The 16,466-nt window shown below is 53.2% G+C and carries 15 protein-coding genes; 11 read left to right on the top strand and 4 right to left on the bottom strand.

What is annotated here, in order from left to right:
- Positions 1–202: 202 nt before the first annotated feature.
- The gene (msrA, locus tag JQC75_RS08520) at positions 203–697 is read left to right on the top strand and encodes a peptide-methionine (S)-S-oxide reductase MsrA (protein WP_203326959.1); all 495 of its coding nucleotides are present in this window, start codon (positions 203–205) and stop codon (positions 695–697) included.
- Positions 698–779: 82 nt separating this feature from the next.
- Here the strand turns inward: msrA and pgm are convergent, their stop codons facing one another.
- Complete coding sequence (gene pgm, locus JQC75_RS08515; protein ID WP_203326958.1) at positions 780–2,438, bottom strand: phosphoglucomutase (alpha-D-glucose-1,6-bisphosphate-dependent); 1,659 nt, start codon at positions 2,436–2,438, stop codon at positions 780–782.
- Positions 2,439–2,476: 38 nt separating this feature from the next.
- The gene (seqA, locus tag JQC75_RS08510; RefSeq protein ID WP_203327171.1) at positions 2,477–3,040 is read right to left on the bottom strand and encodes a replication initiation negative regulator SeqA; all 564 of its coding nucleotides are present in this window, start codon (positions 3,038–3,040) and stop codon (positions 2,477–2,479) included.
- 266 nt (positions 3,041–3,306) lie between these two features.
- Between seqA and JQC75_RS08505 the strand changes: the two genes are divergently transcribed.
- The 6 genes from JQC75_RS08505 (at position 3,307) to efp (ending at position 7,126) form a co-directional block, all read left to right on the top strand.
- Positions 3,307–4,095: an alpha/beta fold hydrolase gene (locus JQC75_RS08505; RefSeq protein ID WP_203326957.1), complete on the top strand. Its 789-nt coding sequence runs from the start codon at positions 3,307–3,309 to the stop codon at positions 4,093–4,095.
- A gap of 96 nt (positions 4,096–4,191) precedes the next feature.
- Positions 4,192–4,413 carry a DUF2788 domain-containing protein gene (locus JQC75_RS08500; protein WP_203326956.1) on the top strand — a complete coding sequence of 74 codons (222 nt, stop codon included), beginning with the start codon at positions 4,192–4,194 and terminating at the stop codon, positions 4,411–4,413.
- Between the two features lie 7 nt (positions 4,414–4,420).
- A complete protein-coding gene (ybfE, locus tag JQC75_RS08495; RefSeq protein ID WP_203326955.1) occupies positions 4,421–4,693 on the top strand; it encodes a LexA regulated protein in 273 nt (90 codons plus the stop codon).
- 53 nt (positions 4,694–4,746) lie between these two features.
- Positions 4,747–5,274, top strand: a complete 528-nt coding sequence (gene fldA / locus JQC75_RS08490) for a flavodoxin FldA (protein WP_203326954.1) — start codon at positions 4,747–4,749, stop codon at positions 5,272–5,274.
- Positions 5,275–5,352: 78 nt separating this feature from the next.
- Positions 5,353–6,519, top strand: coding sequence for an elongation factor P maturation arginine rhamnosyltransferase EarP (gene earP / locus JQC75_RS08485; RefSeq protein ID WP_203326953.1), 1,167 nt, complete (start codon positions 5,353–5,355; stop codon positions 6,517–6,519).
- A gap of 40 nt (positions 6,520–6,559) precedes the next feature.
- Entirely contained in the window at positions 6,560–7,126 is a 567-nt protein-coding gene (gene efp / locus JQC75_RS08480; protein WP_203326952.1) for an elongation factor P, read from the top strand.
- A gap of 351 nt (positions 7,127–7,477) precedes the next feature.
- Here the strand turns inward: efp and JQC75_RS08475 are convergent, their stop codons facing one another.
- Entirely contained in the window at positions 7,478–8,860 is a 1,383-nt protein-coding gene (locus JQC75_RS08475; protein WP_203326951.1) for a Na+/H+ antiporter NhaC family protein, read from the bottom strand.
- Between the two features lie 644 nt (positions 8,861–9,504).
- Between JQC75_RS08475 and JQC75_RS08470 the strand changes: the two genes are divergently transcribed.
- From JQC75_RS08470 to JQC75_RS08460, 3 genes are all read left to right on the top strand, one after another.
- Entirely contained in the window at positions 9,505–10,719 is a 1,215-nt protein-coding gene (locus tag JQC75_RS08470) for a pyridoxal phosphate-dependent aminotransferase (protein WP_203326950.1), read from the top strand.
- Positions 10,720–10,889: 170 nt separating this feature from the next.
- Positions 10,890–11,477, top strand: coding sequence for a 5'-deoxynucleotidase (yfbR, locus tag JQC75_RS08465; RefSeq protein WP_203326949.1), 588 nt, complete (start codon positions 10,890–10,892; stop codon positions 11,475–11,477).
- Between the two features lie 9 nt (positions 11,478–11,486).
- On the top strand, positions 11,487–12,818 hold the full coding sequence (locus tag JQC75_RS08460; protein WP_203326948.1) for an anti-phage deoxyguanosine triphosphatase: 1,332 nt from the start codon (positions 11,487–11,489) through the stop codon (positions 12,816–12,818).
- 53 nt (positions 12,819–12,871) lie between these two features.
- Here the strand turns inward: JQC75_RS08460 and JQC75_RS08455 are convergent, their stop codons facing one another.
- On the bottom strand, positions 12,872–13,504 hold the full coding sequence (locus JQC75_RS08455; RefSeq protein WP_203326947.1) for a YchE family NAAT transporter: 633 nt from the start codon (positions 13,502–13,504) through the stop codon (positions 12,872–12,874).
- Between the two features lie 334 nt (positions 13,505–13,838).
- Between JQC75_RS08455 and adhE the strand changes: the two genes are divergently transcribed.
- On the top strand, positions 13,839–16,442 hold the full coding sequence (gene adhE, locus JQC75_RS08450) for a bifunctional acetaldehyde-CoA/alcohol dehydrogenase (protein ID WP_203326946.1): 2,604 nt from the start codon (positions 13,839–13,841) through the stop codon (positions 16,440–16,442).
- Positions 16,443–16,466: the final 24 nt, after the last annotated feature.

Below are 16,466 nucleotides of genomic sequence, written 5' to 3'. Positions count from 1 at the left end.
GCCTGTGGGCCTGAGCCACGCTTTTGGCAGGCATTCCTTTAGCCTCGCAGCGTTTGTGCCAATACTATCACAGCTATTTAAGCTCTATCTCAACCATTTACTTGCAGGTACGCCGATTAAATGTACAAAGGTTCAAAGCGTGCTTGCTTTTGTGGCAAAGTTTTATCAAAATTTAGCCGTCCAGACATCCATTGAGGTTTCCATGTCACAATCCAGTTCATCATTTGCCACCTTCGGTGCCGGCTGTTTTTGGGGTGTAGAGTATTTTTTCAGGCAAATCCCGGGGGTTATCAACGCCACTTGTGGTTACATGGGCGGCAACGACAAGTATTCCCGCTATGAAGATGTCAAGAAAGGCATCACAGGCCATGCCGAAGTAGTCCAGGTAGAATTTGATCCAAGCCAGGTCAGCTTCGACGATTTATTGCAGGTGTTTTGGAAAAATCATAACCCCACCAGTCTCAATCAGCAGGGCGGCGACATTGGTACCCAGTACCGCAGCACCATCTTTTTTCACGACAAAACCCAAAAAGAACAGGCTGAAGCCTCCAAGCTTGCCCTCGCCCGCTCTGGCCGCTGGGGCGCGCGCCACATAGTCACCGAGATAGTCCCGCTGCAAACCTTCCATGTGGCCGAGGAATATCACCAGAACTATCTGGATAAAAACAACCTGCCAAGTTGCCATATCGAGTATTGATACAGCAAACGACAGTATGCTTATCCAACAAAAAACGCGCCCAGTGGCGCGTTTTTTAATATGGCTTAGCAGTGGTCTTTTACTATTTGATGGCCTTGAGTGCCGTTCCCAGCAAATTCTGGGCGTCGCTAATCAGCTCGGCAAGATGTGACTCACTGACAAAGCTTTCGGCATAGAGCTTAAAGAGTGGCTCTGTGCCCGATGGCCGCGCGGCAAACCAGCCTTTATCGGTGCACACCTTGATGCCACCTATGGCGGCACCATTGCCCGGAGCCTTGGTGAGCACGGCGGTAATGGCATCGCCTGCGACAGAGCTGGCGCCAAGGGTTTCCGCATTGAGAGCCCCAAACTTGGCTTTCATTTTGGGGTTCAGAGGGCTGTCGATGCGCTTATAAAAGCAGCGGCCATGTTCGGCGACCAGCTCTTCGTAGCGCTCTGCCGGCGTTTGACCTGTGACTGCCAGGATTTCCGCCGCCAGCAAGGCCAGAATGAAGCCGTCTTTATCGGTACACCAGGTGCTGCCATCCATTTTCAGGAACGCCGCACCGGCACTCTCTTCGCCGCCAAAGCACACGCTGCCATCGGCGAGCCCGTCCACAAACCACTTAAAGCCCACAGGCACTTCCATCAGGGGGACATGATGGGCGGCGCACACCTTATCGATAAGTGAGCTCGACACCAACGTCTTGCCCACTGATAAGGTTTTGGCCCACTGGGGCCTGTGGCCCAGCAGGTAATCGATGGCCACCGCCAGGTAGTGGTTCGGGTCCATCAGACCACTGCCCGGGCAGACAATGCCGTGGCGGTCATAATCCGGGTCGTTACCCACACAGATATCAAACTTATCTTTATGCACCAAAAGCCCGGCCATGGCATAGGGCGACGAGCAGTCCATACGGATTTTGCCGTCCTTATCCAGCGGCATAAAACCAAAGGTGGGATCAATTGCCTGATTGACTACCGTGATATCGAGGCCATAGTGCCTGGCGATAGGTTGCCAGTAATGAATACCACTGCCACCGAGTGGGTCAACGCCAATACGCACACCGGACTTGGCAATGGCCGCCATATCAATCACCTCAGCGAGGCTCTCGACATAAGGTGAAACCAAATCGACGTGTTTAAGCAGCGACAGCCCGGCAGCGATGCCGTAATTCACCCGTCGCACACCATCCAAACCATGTGCCAGGTAATAATTGGCACGGGATTCAATCCAGGAGGTGATTTCCCCTTCCGCCGGACCGCCGTGGGGCGGGTTGTACTTGATGCCGCCATCCTGGGGGGGATTGTGTGAGGGTGTGATGATGATGCCGTCACTGAGCACTGCGTCCTCACCCGTTTGCTGGCGATTGGCGGCCACAATCGCCTGACTCACCACAGGTGTTGGGGTGTAGCCATCATCGCGCTGGGCCAGAATCTGTACCTTATTGGCAATCAGCACTTCGATCACAGACAGATAAGCTGCTTGCGACAGCGCATGGGTGTCCATGCCAAGGTACAGGGGGCCAGTAATGCCGGCCTGTGTACGCCAGTCGACCACCGCCTGGGCAATGGCAAGAATATGCTGCTCATTAAAACTTCTGTGAAAAGCGCATCCCCGATGGCCGGATGTCCCGAAACTCACCTTTTGCGCCGGGTCGTTGGCATCTGGCAGGAGTCGATAATAGTGGCTCATGAGTTTGGGGATATTAACCAAATCCCCTTGCTGTGCTTGCGTGCCTGCGCGGTCATGGATGGCCAAGGCTGAATTCCTTATCTTGGATGGTTAATGGTGTCGGTTCAGGCGAGCGCCAGCTCACCCAGGGATTTGGCGCGAACCGGATCGCAACCCAGCTGCACCAGCGCTTCTTCAAGTATGGTGCGCTTTTTAGCGGTATTGTTGTTGGTGGTTACCCAAAAACCGCTGCAGCCAATCTCCTTGGGATTGGCCGATTGGCTCGCCTTGAGCAGAGCCTCTTTGGAGGTTGCAAAATAGAGGCGATCGCGGCCCTGAATTTGCAGCACCTGCTCAAAACGCGAAGGCGCGGCCTGGTGCAGACATTCGAGCGCGTACAGAAAACGGCCCACGGCCCCTTTCTGGGCAGACAAACCTGCTTCACTGAGCAAGTCTGAAAAATCAATCTCGGTCTGGGCGACGACTTCCAGCTCAGGCTCAACTTCACGCTCCGGCACTGGCTCCTGCTCCATTCCTGGCTCACTGATATCGACAGGTGCCACCTCTGAGACTTCGGCGACAGAGAGTCCAAGCAAACGCCGCAGAATATCCGACGCACTCTCACCGATGCGTTCCGTCTTGCCGGCTATGTAGCGATAGAGCTCTTCGTCCACTTCGATATATTTCATCACCAATGCTTTCCTTTTGTCTTATCAGGCATGCAATACATGCCGCTTCGCCGAAGAAAGCCCAGTGTAAGCCAGTCCAACAGATTGATAAAGCGCTCCAAAATGAAAACTCTGACCAAGATGATGATTACAAAGCCAAGCGTCGAACAAGCGCACATTTTTTAAGCGCACACAGTCCATCCTGACCGCTTTTCTTGCCTGCGCTCCGGCTTGGGGGCAAAATTGCCGCCTTTAAGTGTTAATCCCAATTAACGGGCAGGATTTACATGTCAACGCAGCTTAACTATCAGACCCACGGCGTCGGCGAAGATGTCATTCTGGTCCACGGCCTTTTTGGTGATCTGGATAATCTCAAGGCCCTGGCACAAACCCTCGAGAGTGATTATCGCGTGACCCGCGTCGATGTGCCCAATCACGGCCAAAGCCCTCACTGGGATAAGATGGACTACCCAAGCCTTGCTGCAAGCCTGGTCGCATTGCTGGATGAATTGGGCACCACGAAAGCGCATCTCATTGGCCATTCCATGGGGGGCAAAATCGTGCTGGCCACGGCGCTCCTGCACCCTGAGCGCGTCAGCTCGGTCGTGGCCGCCGACATAGCTCCGGTACCTTATGCACCGCGCCATCAAAGGGTGTTTGCGGCGCTCACCTCCCTGCCGCTGGATGGCAGCATAGACAGGAAAGATGCCTTGAATCACCTGCTAGCCAGAGGGGTGGATGAAGCCACATCTCAGTTTTTGCTGAAAAGCTTTCGCCGGGCGGAAACAGGCTTCAGCTGGCGAATGAACCTGAACGGCCTGATAGCCTCTTATGACGAGATTATCGGCTGGCCCTTCAATCACCGGCATTACAGCGGCCCCACCCTCTTTATCCGCGGCGATGAGTCCGACTATGTGACTGCGTCACACAAAGACGCCATCCTCTCCCAGTTTCCCAAGGTGCAGCTTAAGTCCATCGGCGGTGCAGGCCACTGGCTGCATGCACAAAAGCCCGGCATCTTTAATAGACTGGTGAAAAATTTTCTGGACAGCCAACACCCTGAGTTACACGGGTAAAGGCTATAGCAGACGCTAATATGATGTGATATATTCGCGCCTCTTTTTCAAGGCCGGGTTTACCCCCTACGCCAAGCAACGCCGGAGTCAGCGCTGATGTTAGCCGAGTATATGCAGCAGATAGAAACACTGGGATTAAACCTGTTTTTCGCTGCCATATTCTTCTTCATTGGCATGGCGATCCATGACGTGCTTAAACAGGGCAATGTGCCCAAGTTTGGCCGCTATATCGTTTGGTTGGTGCTGTTTTTAGGGTGTGCGGGCTTTGTCGCCAAGGGCATTATTCAAATGACCTGGGAAGGTGCCGGTATAGGCTAATGAGAAAATGGCAAAAGAAGCAGCAGACAGAACAACAATCGATCTCTTTGCCGATGAAAAGCGCCGTGGACGCCCCAGAAGCAATCCCCTTCCCCGGGAAACGCAACTGAGGGTGAATAAGCGAAACCAGATCCAACGGGACAAGGCAAAGGGTCTCAAGCGAATAGAGTTAAAGGTGTCACAAGATTTGTACGACGCCTTGAACGAAAAGGCGCTGGCCAGTAACATCAGCCGCAGCCAATTAATCGAATGCATACTTAAGCAATCGTTTGACGAGTGAATCAAACTTTTGCAGATGCCGCGCAAACGCAACTGATATTTAAAGGAAAGACAATGGCTACTGTAGGTCTTTTTTTCGGCAGTGACACAGGCAACACCGAAGCTGTCGCCAAGATGATCCAGAAAAAACTGGGTAAGCAGATGGTGGATGTGAAAGACATCGCCAAGAGCACCAAGGAGCAGATCGCCGAATTTGACCTGCTGCTGTTCGGGATCCCAACCTGGTACTACGGTGAAGCGCAGTGCGACTGGGATGACTTTTTCCCGGAGCTCGAGCAAATCGACTTTACCGACAAGCTGGTAGCCATTTTCGGTTGCGGCGATCAGGAAGATTATGCCGAGTACTTCCTCGATGCCATGGGCATGGTACGCGACATCGTCGAAACCCGTGGTGGTATCATAGTCGGTCACTGGCCTACTGCCGGTTATAACTTCGAAGCCTCCAAAGCGCTGGTGGATGACGATCACTTCGTGGGTCTGGGTATTGACGAAGACCGTCAGCCAGAACTGACCGAAGAACGTGTTGATCAGTGGGTCAAGCAGATTTATGAAGAGATGTGTCTGGCTGAGTTGGCCGACTGATTTCTGTAAGTTTGCAAAAGGCGGCGTTTACGCCGCTTTTTCGTTTCAGTGCTAACCCACTTCAGGTGTCATGCCCCTATGACCAATCCACATTCCAACCACTGGGACATCTTTTGTGCCGTCGTAGATAATTACGGCGATATCGGCGTTACCTGGCGCCTGTCAAAACAACTGGCGTTGGAATATCAGCTGCCCATCGTGCTTTGGGTGGATGACCTCAAAAGCTTTGCCCACATATTGCCAGCGCTTGACCCAGCGCTTGGCTCGCAAACCCTTGAAGGCGTCACTATTAATCAGTGGAATACGCCCCTGGACCTCGATTACACGCCCGGCGCCGTGCTGATCGAAGCCTTTGCCTGTGAATTGCCTGAGTCGGTAAAAGCCACCGCCAAAGCCTCCTCCGAGCCACCGCTTTGGATCAATCTTGAATATCTGAGCGCCGAAGACTGGGTCGATGGCTGCCATGGCCTGCCCTCATTTCAGGGCGGCGGCATCAACAAATACTTTTATATGCCCGGTTTTTCAGCCGCCAGCGGCGGCCTGATTTGCGAAAAGTCACTCTTTGATGAAAGGGATGCCTGGCAGGCAGACAGTGCCAACAAGCTCAATCTTTTTAAAAGCCTGGGGCTGAGTGGCATTGAAGACGACGACAAGGTCATCAGTCTTTTCAGCTATGAGACACTGGCTCTTGGTGGACTTTGCGATCTCTGGTCACAGTCATCCACTCCGGTGCACCTGCTGGTGCCAAAGGGCCGCAGCCTCAGCAGTTTGGCATCGTATCTGCCAAAGGCGCCGGCCGATGTCGAACCTGGCGAGCAGTTCTGTCACGGGGCGCTTAGCATCCACATACTGCCGATGACTGACCAGGCCGGCTACGATCGCCTGCTTTGGAGCGCCGATTTTAATATTGTGCGCGGAGAAGACTCCTTTCTAAGGGCACAATGGGCCTCTCGCCCCTTTATTTGGCACATTTACCAGCAGGAAGAAGACTACCACCTGGTAAAATTAGAAGCTTTTATGCGCCTTTACTGCGATAATCTGGCCCCTGAGATTGCAGATTGCTGGAAAAACTTGAACCTTGCGTTCAATCAGCAACAGGCGGATGCCGTGCAGCAGCACTGGCAAAATATCGAATCTTTCGCTTCGCCCTTGTTGGCACACGCCAAACAATGGCCAATCGATGCACTTAAGACGACAGATCTGGCAACCAGGCTAGTGCAATTCGTCAAAAAATCGTTAAGATAGCGCCTTAAAGTTAAACGTCCAAGATATAGGAAATTTAGTAATGAAAACTGCTCATGAAATCCGTCCCGGTAACGTGATCATGTTTAACGACAGCCCATGGGTTGTTCAGAAGACTGAAACCACCCGTTCAGGCCGTAACGCTGCCATCGTTAAGATGAAGCTGAAAAACCTGCTGATCGACTCTTCTACCGAGACCACCTTCAAGGGTGAAGACAAGATGGACGTTATCGTTCTGGAGCGTCTGGATTGCACCTACTCTTACTTCGCTGATCCAATGTACGTATTCATGGATGCCGAGTACAACCAGTACGACGTTGAAGCCGAAAACGTAGGCGACGCTGCCAAGTACATCGTTGATGGTATGGAAGAAACCTGTCAGGTAACCTTCTACGAAGGCAAGGCCATTTCTGTTGAAATGCCAACCACCATCATCCGTGAAGTTGGCTACACCGAGCCAGCTGCCCGTGGTGACACCTCCGGTAAAGTAATGAAGCCAGCCAAACTGGTTGGCAGCGACATAGAGCTGATGGTTGCCGACTTCGTTAAAGAAGGCGACAAAATCGAAATCGACACCCGTACCGGTGAATTCAAGAAGCGCGTAAACTAATCGCCCTTCATTGAGTCAAAAGCCAGCCCCGAGCTGGCTTTTTTGTTGTCTGAAATCCAGGTTTCAGGCCTGCCTCCAGTGCTGTACTTGCCGCTGAAGGCGCAAGATGCGTTACCACGCTTCCACGCCATTGCTGGTGATGTATAAGCCGCATCTATTACTTTCTCAACCTGCTCTAACCCGCAGACTCATGAAGTGGTTATGCAAGTAAATGAGTGCAGGAAACGTCCCCTTGGAGAGCCCCATCATGCACGCACCCGGCAAACGGCGTGCATGCTATGGCAAATCCCGTAAACAGGCATAAAAAAACACCCGGCAAGCCGGGTGTTTTTATTGTTGTCGCAGCACCAATTACGCCAGCAGGATAAAGCCCACAAAGGCAAAGGCGGCGGCAATCAGCGCATAAGGCAACTGAGTCACGGCATGGCTAACCAGATTACAGCCAGAGCCCTGCGCAGCAAGCACTGTCGAATCTGAGTAGAAACACGCCTGGCTGCCGAAAGATGAAGCTGACAAGAGCGCACCAATCACCAGAGCGGTATCGGCGCCAACGGCATTGGCGAGTGGCATCACAATCGGGATGGTCACCGCAAAGATGCCCCAGCTGGAGCCGGTAGCAAACGCCAGCACAGCCATCGCCAGGAACACAATCGCGGGCAGCATTTTGGCCGTCATGTAGGGGCTCAAGGTGTCAATCACATACTGTGGCAGCAGCAGCTGATCGCACACATCTTTAAAGATAAAGGCAGCGACCACTGTACCAATGGCTGGCAACATGCTCTTAAAGCCGTCAATCATCTGATCCATCATCTCAGACATTGGCATCAGCTTTTGCACGGCGTAGTAAGGCAGAGTCACAGCCAGTGTTGCCAGCAGGCCTTTCCAGACGTCGATATCAAAGTAGACGGTAAAGGCCACCAGAAGCGCCAGAGGCACCAAAAAGTTGTGCAGTTTACCGTGCTTGTCGGCGTGCTCAAACTCATCTTCTATGGCTTTTACGGCATACTCGTCAGAGGTATGCACCTCTTCCCAATCTACCTGTGCTTTGGCAGGCTCGCCCTGGGCAGCGGCAAGTTCAGCCTTCTTCATCGGGCCAATGGCCGGCACTACACCAACCACCACCAAAAGCACCATAATCACGGCAAGCCAGGCATACAGCATGTAGGGAATGGCCGACATATAGACGCTGATGGCTTCTCCGTCAGCGGCAACACCGTTGTCTACCAACAGGCCACCGAAGAACACAGCCCAGGTTGACAGCGGTACCAACACACACACGGGGGCGGCGGTGGAGTCCACAACGTAAGCCAGCATCTCACGGGAGACTTTAAACTTGTCGGTCACACGCTTCATGGTTTCACCCACGGTCAGCGCATTAAGGTAATCGTCAATAAAGATCACCAGACCCAGCACAAAGGTCATAAACAGCGAGGATTTCCGGCCTTTGGCGAGCAAAATCGCTTTGCGACCAAATGCAAGCGCGCCACCGGTGCGCACCAGCAGCGCAATCAGGGCACCAAAGCTGCCACACACCAGGATAAGCCAGCCGATGGTTTCATCCTGCATCACCTTCAAAGACGCATCGGCAAAGTTACCGAGCACAGATGATGGGTCCAGCAGGAGCAAACCGGCAATGGCGCCGATGATCAGAGCAAGGATGGGTCGACGCAACCAAATGGCCAGCGCCAGCACCACAAAGGGTGGGATCAGACTTATCGCTGTCGGCTCAGACATGCAAACAGGTCCTCTATCAGGGCCCAACGAGGGCAAAAGTTTCTGGGTGCCGGCACCCGAAGGACCTCATTCTCTCCAGGGCACCGAAATTTCTGCTTTATTATGGGCATACCGCCAGTCGGTCAGGTTACAGCTGCCGCTATTGTTCGTGCCGGGTAAAAACATCGGGCAGAAAAATAATGTGCATCGTCTGACCAGTCAACCAGAAATTCCATTCAAAGCGCTCTTTTTTTGACCATGCACAACAAGCTGGATTTTAATCATTAATTAACAATAACTTAAACAAACTCTTCTCTACCTGAATTCGGTGCTATTTATCGAATAGACATGCGTTATTTTTGCAGGCTTTTTTAGCTTTCACCGCGAAATCCCCTATCCACATTCTGTTAGCTGGCAAACAGACAGGTGCTGGCAGTGTCTGCGCTGTAATGGCCGAAGTCAGGCACCCCACACTCAAAAAATGACGGTATTTGGTTTTAAATACTTTTACAGTGGATTGATGGATAGTTATTTCAGTGTTTATTACTGAATTTATTTTATATTTTTGAAGTTTATTCTCTTTTATGTTGCCTTTAACTTGGTTATTGTGAGCCTCTGGCAAGCACGCCATATTTTCCCAGCAGATCACGGTCCAGAGGTACAGGATGCGTCCTATCATTAAGTCCAATAAATTAGACACCGTTTGCTACGACATTCGTGGCCCGGTGCACAAGGAGGCGCGTCGTCTGGAAGACGAAGGCCACAGGATCCTCAAACTGAATATTGGAAACCCGGCCCCTTTCGGTTTCGAAGCGCCGGAAGAAATCGTCCGTGATGTCATTTTGAATCTCCCCAGTGCCCAGGGCTATTGCGAGTCCAAAGGCCTGTTTTCTGCCCGTAAAGCCATAGTGCAACACTATCAGTCCCAGGGGATTTTCGGGGTCGATATTGAAGACGTGTACATAGGCAATGGTGTTTCAGAACTGATAGTGATGGCCTTGCAGGGCCTGCTGAACACCGACGATGAGGTGCTTATCCCCTCACCCGACTACCCGCTTTGGACCGCTGCCGCCAATCTTTCCGGCGGCAACGCTGTGCATTACCGCTGCGATGAAGAGTCAGATTGGTTTCCGGATCTTGACGACATCAAGGCAAAAATCAGCCCACGCACCCGCGCGATAGTGATAATCAACCCCAACAACCCAACAGGTGCGGTGTACAGCCGAGAGCTGTTGCTGGAGATTGTAGCGCTTTGCCGCGAACACTCACTCATTCTGTTTGCCGATGAGATTTACGATAAAATCCTCTACGATGACGCCGTGCATATCCCTGCTGCCAGCCTGTCGGATGACATTCTTACCGTGACCTTCAATGGTCTGTCCAAAGCCTATCGTGCAGCTGGCTTCCGTGTCGGTTGGATGATGCTGTCCGGCAATCTCAAGGCCGCAAAAAGTTACATCGAGGGTCTGGACATGCTGGCCTCCATGCGACTGTGTGCCAACGTGCCCAATCAACATGCGGTTCAGACTGCGCTTGGCGGTTACCAGAGTATTAACGAGCTTATTCTGCCCACTGGCCGTTTAAGCGTGCAGCGCGATACCTGCTTTGAGTACCTGAACGCCATCCCCGGAGTCACCTGTAAAAAGCCCAAGGGCGCCCTGTATGCCTTCCCCAAATTGGATCCCAAGCGCTTTAATCTGCGTGACGATGAACGATTGGTGCTGGATTTGTTAAAGGAGAAGAAAATTCTGCTCGTTCAGGGCAGCGCCTTTAACTGGCCGGAGCCGGATCACCTGCGGGTGGTCTTTTTGCCCCATAAGGAAGATTTGGAAAAGGCGCTGGGCGCCTTCGGTGAGTTTTTGGAACACTACCGGCAGTAAAACTGCGCCCCAGGCTCAAACTCACTTCACGCCGACGACTCTGTCGGCGTGCTTGTTTTCACTGGATGGTTGTTCTTGTGACATTCACCATTAAGTTGCTGTAAAGTGTGGCTATCCCAGCTCATTTCGCGTACATGAAACGCCATATTTCGCATCACGGGGAGTTTATCATGAGCCATCTTTTCGCCCATCTCGCGCGCCTCAAGCTTATTCAGCGCTGGCCGCTGATGTTTAACGTCCGCTCCGAGAATGTGCAGGAACATTCACTGCAAGTGGCCATGGTAGCCCATGGTCTGGCCGTCATAGCCAATCGCCAGTTTGGTATGCAGCTGGATGCCTGTAAGGCCGCCACACTCGCTATTTTTCACGATGCCTCTGAAGTGCTCACAGGCGACTTGCCCACACCGGTAAAGTACTTCAACAAAGACATCGAGTTTGAATACAAAAAAATCGAGGCGATAGCCGAGGAAAGGTTGCTCGAGATGGTGCCAGAGGAGTTTAAAGAGGACTATCGCCCCTTACTGATTGCCGATGACGCCGACCAGGAGATAAAGCAGCTGGTCAAATCGGCAGACACCCTGTGCGCCTATCTTAAGTGTCTTGAAGAGCTCAAGGCCGGTAACCGCGAATTCAACACCGCCCGCAGCCGCCTGGAAGCCATGCTCGACGCGAACCCCAACCCGGCTGTTAAGTATTTTCTGGATTGTTATGTGCCCAGCTTTAAACTGGATCTGGACGAGATAAACCGCATGCTCTGAGGAGCCAAGATGCAAAATCCATGGCATGAACGCCGCCACGGCGAAGACAAACACAGACGCAATGACCACCGCAGTCCGTTTCAACGTGACCGCGCCCGGGTACTGCACAGTGCCGCCTTCAGGCGATTGCAGGCGAAAACCCAGGTGCTTGGCGTGGGGATGAATGACTTTTACCGCACCCGCCTCACCCACTCCCTGGAAGTATCACAGATCGGCACAGGCATTGCGGCCCAGCTTAAGCGTAAACATCCCGATAAAGAGTCACTGATTGACTCCATGAGCCTGATTGAATCCCTGTGTCTGGCCCACGATATCGGCCACCCGCCCTTTGGACATGGCGGCGAAGTGGCGCTCAATTACATGATGCGCGACCATGGCGGTTTTGAAGGCAACGGCCAGACATTTCGTATACTCACCAAGCTGGAGCCCTATACCCCCGGCTTTGGTATGAACCTTTGCAGGCGCACCCTGCTTGGCATTCTTAAGTACCCCCAGCTTGCTACGCTGCTTAAATCCGGCGCTCCCCATGTGGAAGTCGCTCACTACCGTCAGCTTCGCCCCTCTGACTGGCCACCGGTGAAAGCGGTTTTCACTGAAGACGCCGATATGCTCGATTGGGTGCTTGCTCCGCTTTCTGCGGCGGACAGGGACACATTCTGCCAATTTACACCGGCAGAAGGACGACGCCACGGCCGGACGCTTTTCAAATCACTGGATGCCACCATCATGGAGCTCGCCGATGACATCGCCTATGCGGTGCATGACCTCGAAGATGCCATAGTGATGGGCATTGTCAGCCGTGAACAATGGCTGGACGTTGTGGCGCCGCTGCTCAGAGAAAGCGGCGACAGTTGGATACAGACTGAACTTGGCACCATAGATACTCACCTTTTTGCTGCTGAGCACCATCTTCGCAAAGACGCCATCGGCACCCTGGTCAATGGCTTTGTCACGGCTATCGCCATGGTGGAAGACGCGCGTTTTGATGAGCCCCTTCTTCGCCACAACGCCGTGCTGGAAGAAGAGTTCGCCCAGGCACTCAACGCACTCAAGCGATTTGTGTGGCGCTATGTGGTGAGAAAGCCCGAAGTGCAGATGCTTGAGTACAAGGGGCAACAGATGGTGATGCAGCTGTTTGAAGCCTTTGCCTCCGATCCCGAAAGGCTGCTGCCCCTGAATACCCAGGGACGCTGGCGCGAGGCCGCCGACAGTGGTGAAAACGCCATGCGGGTCATTGCCGATTATATTTCCGGCATGACGGATGAATTCGCAATTCGTATGCACCATCAGCTATTCAGTCCCCGCCTGGGTGGCCTGAGCGATCTGGGTCAGGACTTTTAGTCGCCCAGTAAAAAGCCCCGCATTGCGGGGCTTTTTGATGATCGGGTTGGAAATTACCCCAAAAGATTGGGAAACAGCCCCTTAAAACCTGCCGCCATGACCTCAATGCCGATAGACAGCATCAAGAGGCCCATCAAACGGGTGATCACGTTAATTCCGGTTTTACCCAACACGCGGTAGATGGCCGACGCCATGCGAAACAGCCCAAAACTTAGGGCACCAAAAATCAATACCGTGATAAACATGCCCACCAGATCAATGAGAGTGTTGTGTTCTGCTGCAAACACAATCACCGAGCTGATGGCGCCAGGGCCAGCCATCAAGGGCAGCGCCAATGGCACCACGGCCACCGATTCCATCGCAGACGACTCTCGGTCTTCTTCCTGGTTGCGTTTCACCTCACCCAATTTACCCTGCAGCATCGACAGCGCGATGATCGCAATCAGGGTGCCGCCGGCAATACGAAAAGCCGACAGGGAAATAGAGAACATATTGAGGATATGCTGACCGGCCACTATGGTGACCAGCAAAATTATCACAACCGCCAGGTTGGCGACCTTCCCCGTGTGGTTGCGCTCGGCTTCGGTCTGATGGCTTGTGAGGCTCACAAACACAGGCAGCAGGCCGATGGGATTGATGATGGCCACCAATCCAAGAAAAAATTTAATATAAACCGTTACGTCCACCCAAGGTTCTCCGAGGCCGGCAAGGCCAAAAGCTGATAGTTAGCACCAGATTGAAGCAGTTGATTACTCTACCCTAACCCGGAAAACCCGAAAAATGAGATTTTCTGCGGTTTGTCACAAGTTCGGATAAAAAGCCCTTATGAGAAGCGCTTAATTTCATTTCGTGCAAATTGTCATCAAAGTGTAGCTCGTTCTGTTGTTTTATTTCAGATGCACCCAGCTTTGCGTCATGGATCACGGTCAACATACCTAAATAGGTGTAATTTTTCAGTCACAAACAAGAGTCTTTAGCTAAATTCAATTTTGCTAAATATTCTTAGACGGGAACTTCATCATGACAGTCACCAACACTCAGGAACTCAACGCACTGGTTGAGCGTGTATCCAAGGCTCAGGCCCAGTTTGCCTCTTACAGTCAGGAGCAAGTGGATAAAATCTTCCGCGCCGCCGCCCTCGCCGCCGCTGACGCACGCATACGTCTTGCCAAAATGGCCGCCGAAGAGACCCGCATGGGCGTTATTGAAGACAAGGTCATTAAAAACCATTTCGCCTCCGAGTACATCTACAACAAGTACAAAGACGAAAAGACCTGCGGCATTCTGGCCGAAGACGCCACCTTCGGCACCATCACCATCGCCGAGCCCGTTGGGATCATCTGCGGCATTGTGCCCACCACCAACCCGACCTCCACCGCCATCTTCAAGGCGTTGATAAGCTTAAAAACCCGTAACGGCATCATCTTCTCGCCTCACCCAAGGGCCAAGGTTTCCACCACCACCGCCGCCCGTATCGTTCTGGATGCGGCCATCGCAGCGGGTGCCCCCAAAGACATTATCGGCTGGATTGATGAGCCTTCAGTGGCACTGTCCAACCAGCTGATGACCCACGAGAAGATAAACCTTATTCTCGCCACCGGCGGCCCTGGCATGGTGAAAGCCGCGTACTCTTCGGGCAAACCAGCCATCGGCGTGGGCGCAGGCAACACCCCCATCGTGATTGACGAAACCGCCGACATCAAACGTGCCGTGAGTTCCATTTTGATGTCAAAGACCTTCGATAACGGCGTGGTGTGTGCCTCCGAGCAGGCGGTTGTGGTAGTCGATGCCGTTTATGATGCGGTGAAAGAGCGCTTCGCCAGCCACGGCGGTTATCTGCTGAGCAAGAAAGAAAACGCGGCGCTGCAAAAAGTCATCCTGAAAGACGGCGGCCTGAACGCCGATATCGTCGGCCAAAGCGCTGCCACCATCGCCGCCATGGCCAATATCAAGGTGCCTTCCCACACCAAGGTGCTGATTGGTGAAGTCAGCAGCATCGATGAGAAAGAGGCCTTCGCCCACGAGAAACTGTCGCCGCTCCTTGGCATGTACCGCGCCGCCAACTTTGATGATGCGCTGGACAAGGCCGAGGCTCTGGTTGCCCTTGGCGGCATTGGCCACACCTCCGGGCTTTATACCGATCAGGATACTCAGGATGAACGGGTCAAAACCTTTGGCTACCGGATGAAGACCGCCCGTATTTTGATTAACACCCCGGCATCCCAGGGCGGCATTGGCGATTTGTACAACTTTAAGCTCGCACCTTCGTTAACCCTCGGCTGCGGCTCCTGGGGCGGTAACTCGATTTCGGAAAACGTAGGTCCAAGTCACCTTATAAACAAGAAAACCGTCGCCAAGAGGGCCGAGAACATGCTTTGGCACAAGCTTCCTTCGTCCATCTATTTCCGCCGCGGCAGCCTGCCCATTGCCCTGGAGGAACTGAGCGGCAAGAAGCGCGCGCTTATCGTGACAGACAAGTTCCTGTTCAATAACGGCTACTGCGATGAAACTATCCGCATTCTCAAGGCTCAGGGTCTGGAAACTGAAGTCTTTTACGAAGTGGAAGCCGACCCCACCCTCGCTGTGGTGCGCGCCGGCGCCAAAGTGGCGACCAGCTTCCAGCCCGATGTAATAGTGGCTCTGGGCGGTGGCTCACCCATGGATGCGGCTAAAATCATTTGGGTGATGTATGAGCATCCCGATGTGGACTTTGCCGACCTGGCGCTGCGCTTTATGGATATCCGTAAGCGTATCTACAAGTTCCCCAAACTCGGTGCCAAAGCCATGATGGTGGCCATTCCCACCACCTCAGGCACAGGATCCGAAGTCACGCCCTTTGCGGTAGTCACCGACGAGCAAACCGGCGCCAAATACCCGATTGCCGACTATGAGCTGACGCCGAACATGGCCATTGTCGACCCCAATCTGGTGATGGACATGCCCAAGTCGCTCACTGCCTTCGGGGGTATCGATGCCATCACCCACGCGCTTGAAGCCTATGTCAGCGTGATGGCCAACGAATACAGCGATGGTCAGGCGCTGCAGGCACTGGATTTGCTTTTCAAGTATCTCCCAGACAGCTATGCCAGGGGCGCTCAGGCACCGCTGGCGCGCGAGAAGGTGCACAATGGCGCCACCATTGCCGGTATCGCCTTTGCCAACGCTTTCCTGGGTATTTGTCACTCAATGGCCCACAAACTGGGCGCCGAGTTCCACCTGCCCCATGGTCTGGCCAATGCGCTGCTCATCAGCAACGTGATTCGCTTCAATGCCACCGACTTGCCCACCAAGCAGGCGGCGTTCAGCCAATATGACAGACCCAAAGCCCTGTGCCGTTATGCGGCCATCGCGAGCCACCTGGGTCTTGCCGGCAAAAATGATGAAGCCAAGGTTGAGGCGCTTATCGCCAAGCTTGAGGAGCTTAAAGCCGCCATCGGTATCCCTGCGTCTATCAAGGATGCCGGGGTTAATGAAGCGGACTTTATGGCCAAGCTCGATGAACTGGCAGAAGATGCCTTTGACGATCAGTGCACTGGTGCGAACCCGCGCTACCCGCTGATAAGCGAGCTCAAACAGCTCCTTATCGACAGCTTCCACGGTCGCGCCTACCGGGATCCGGTTTGATGACTAAGGCTGAGCCAACTGTCT

It is taken from the genome of Shewanella litorisediminis (assembly GCF_016834455.1).
In the GTDB taxonomy this organism is placed as follows: Bacteria; Pseudomonadota; Gammaproteobacteria; order Enterobacterales; family Shewanellaceae; genus Shewanella; species Shewanella litorisediminis.
The sequence above is the reverse complement of the archived record's forward strand: the minus strand, read 5'-3'. Positions and strand labels throughout refer to the sequence as shown.

Bases quoted from the DNA above. Each gene is read 5' to 3' on its own strand.
- msrA (WP_203326959.1), top strand. From the start codon at position 203: ATGTCACAATCCAGTTCATCATTTGCCACCTTCGGTGCCGGCTGTTTT.
- seqA (WP_203327171.1), bottom strand. From the start codon at position 3,040: ATGAAATATATCGAAGTGGACGAAGAGCTCTATCGCTACATAGCCGGC.
- JQC75_RS08505 (WP_203326957.1), top strand. From the start codon at position 3,307: ATGTCAACGCAGCTTAACTATCAGACCCACGGCGTCGGCGAAGATGTC.
- JQC75_RS08500 (WP_203326956.1), top strand. From the start codon at position 4,192: ATGTTAGCCGAGTATATGCAGCAGATAGAAACACTGGGATTAAACCTG.
- ybfE (WP_203326955.1), top strand. From the start codon at position 4,421: ATGGCAAAAGAAGCAGCAGACAGAACAACAATCGATCTCTTTGCCGAT.
- fldA (WP_203326954.1), top strand. From the start codon at position 4,747: ATGGCTACTGTAGGTCTTTTTTTCGGCAGTGACACAGGCAACACCGAA.
- earP (WP_203326953.1), top strand. From the start codon at position 5,353: ATGACCAATCCACATTCCAACCACTGGGACATCTTTTGTGCCGTCGTA.
- efp (WP_203326952.1), top strand. From the start codon at position 6,560: ATGAAAACTGCTCATGAAATCCGTCCCGGTAACGTGATCATGTTTAAC.
- JQC75_RS08475 (WP_203326951.1), bottom strand. From the start codon at position 8,860: ATGTCTGAGCCGACAGCGATAAGTCTGATCCCACCCTTTGTGGTGCTG.
- JQC75_RS08470 (WP_203326950.1), top strand. From the start codon at position 9,505: ATGCGTCCTATCATTAAGTCCAATAAATTAGACACCGTTTGCTACGAC.
- yfbR (WP_203326949.1), top strand. From the start codon at position 10,890: ATGAGCCATCTTTTCGCCCATCTCGCGCGCCTCAAGCTTATTCAGCGC.
- JQC75_RS08460 (WP_203326948.1), top strand. From the start codon at position 11,487: ATGCAAAATCCATGGCATGAACGCCGCCACGGCGAAGACAAACACAGA.
- adhE (WP_203326946.1), top strand. From the start codon at position 13,839: ATGACAGTCACCAACACTCAGGAACTCAACGCACTGGTTGAGCGTGTA.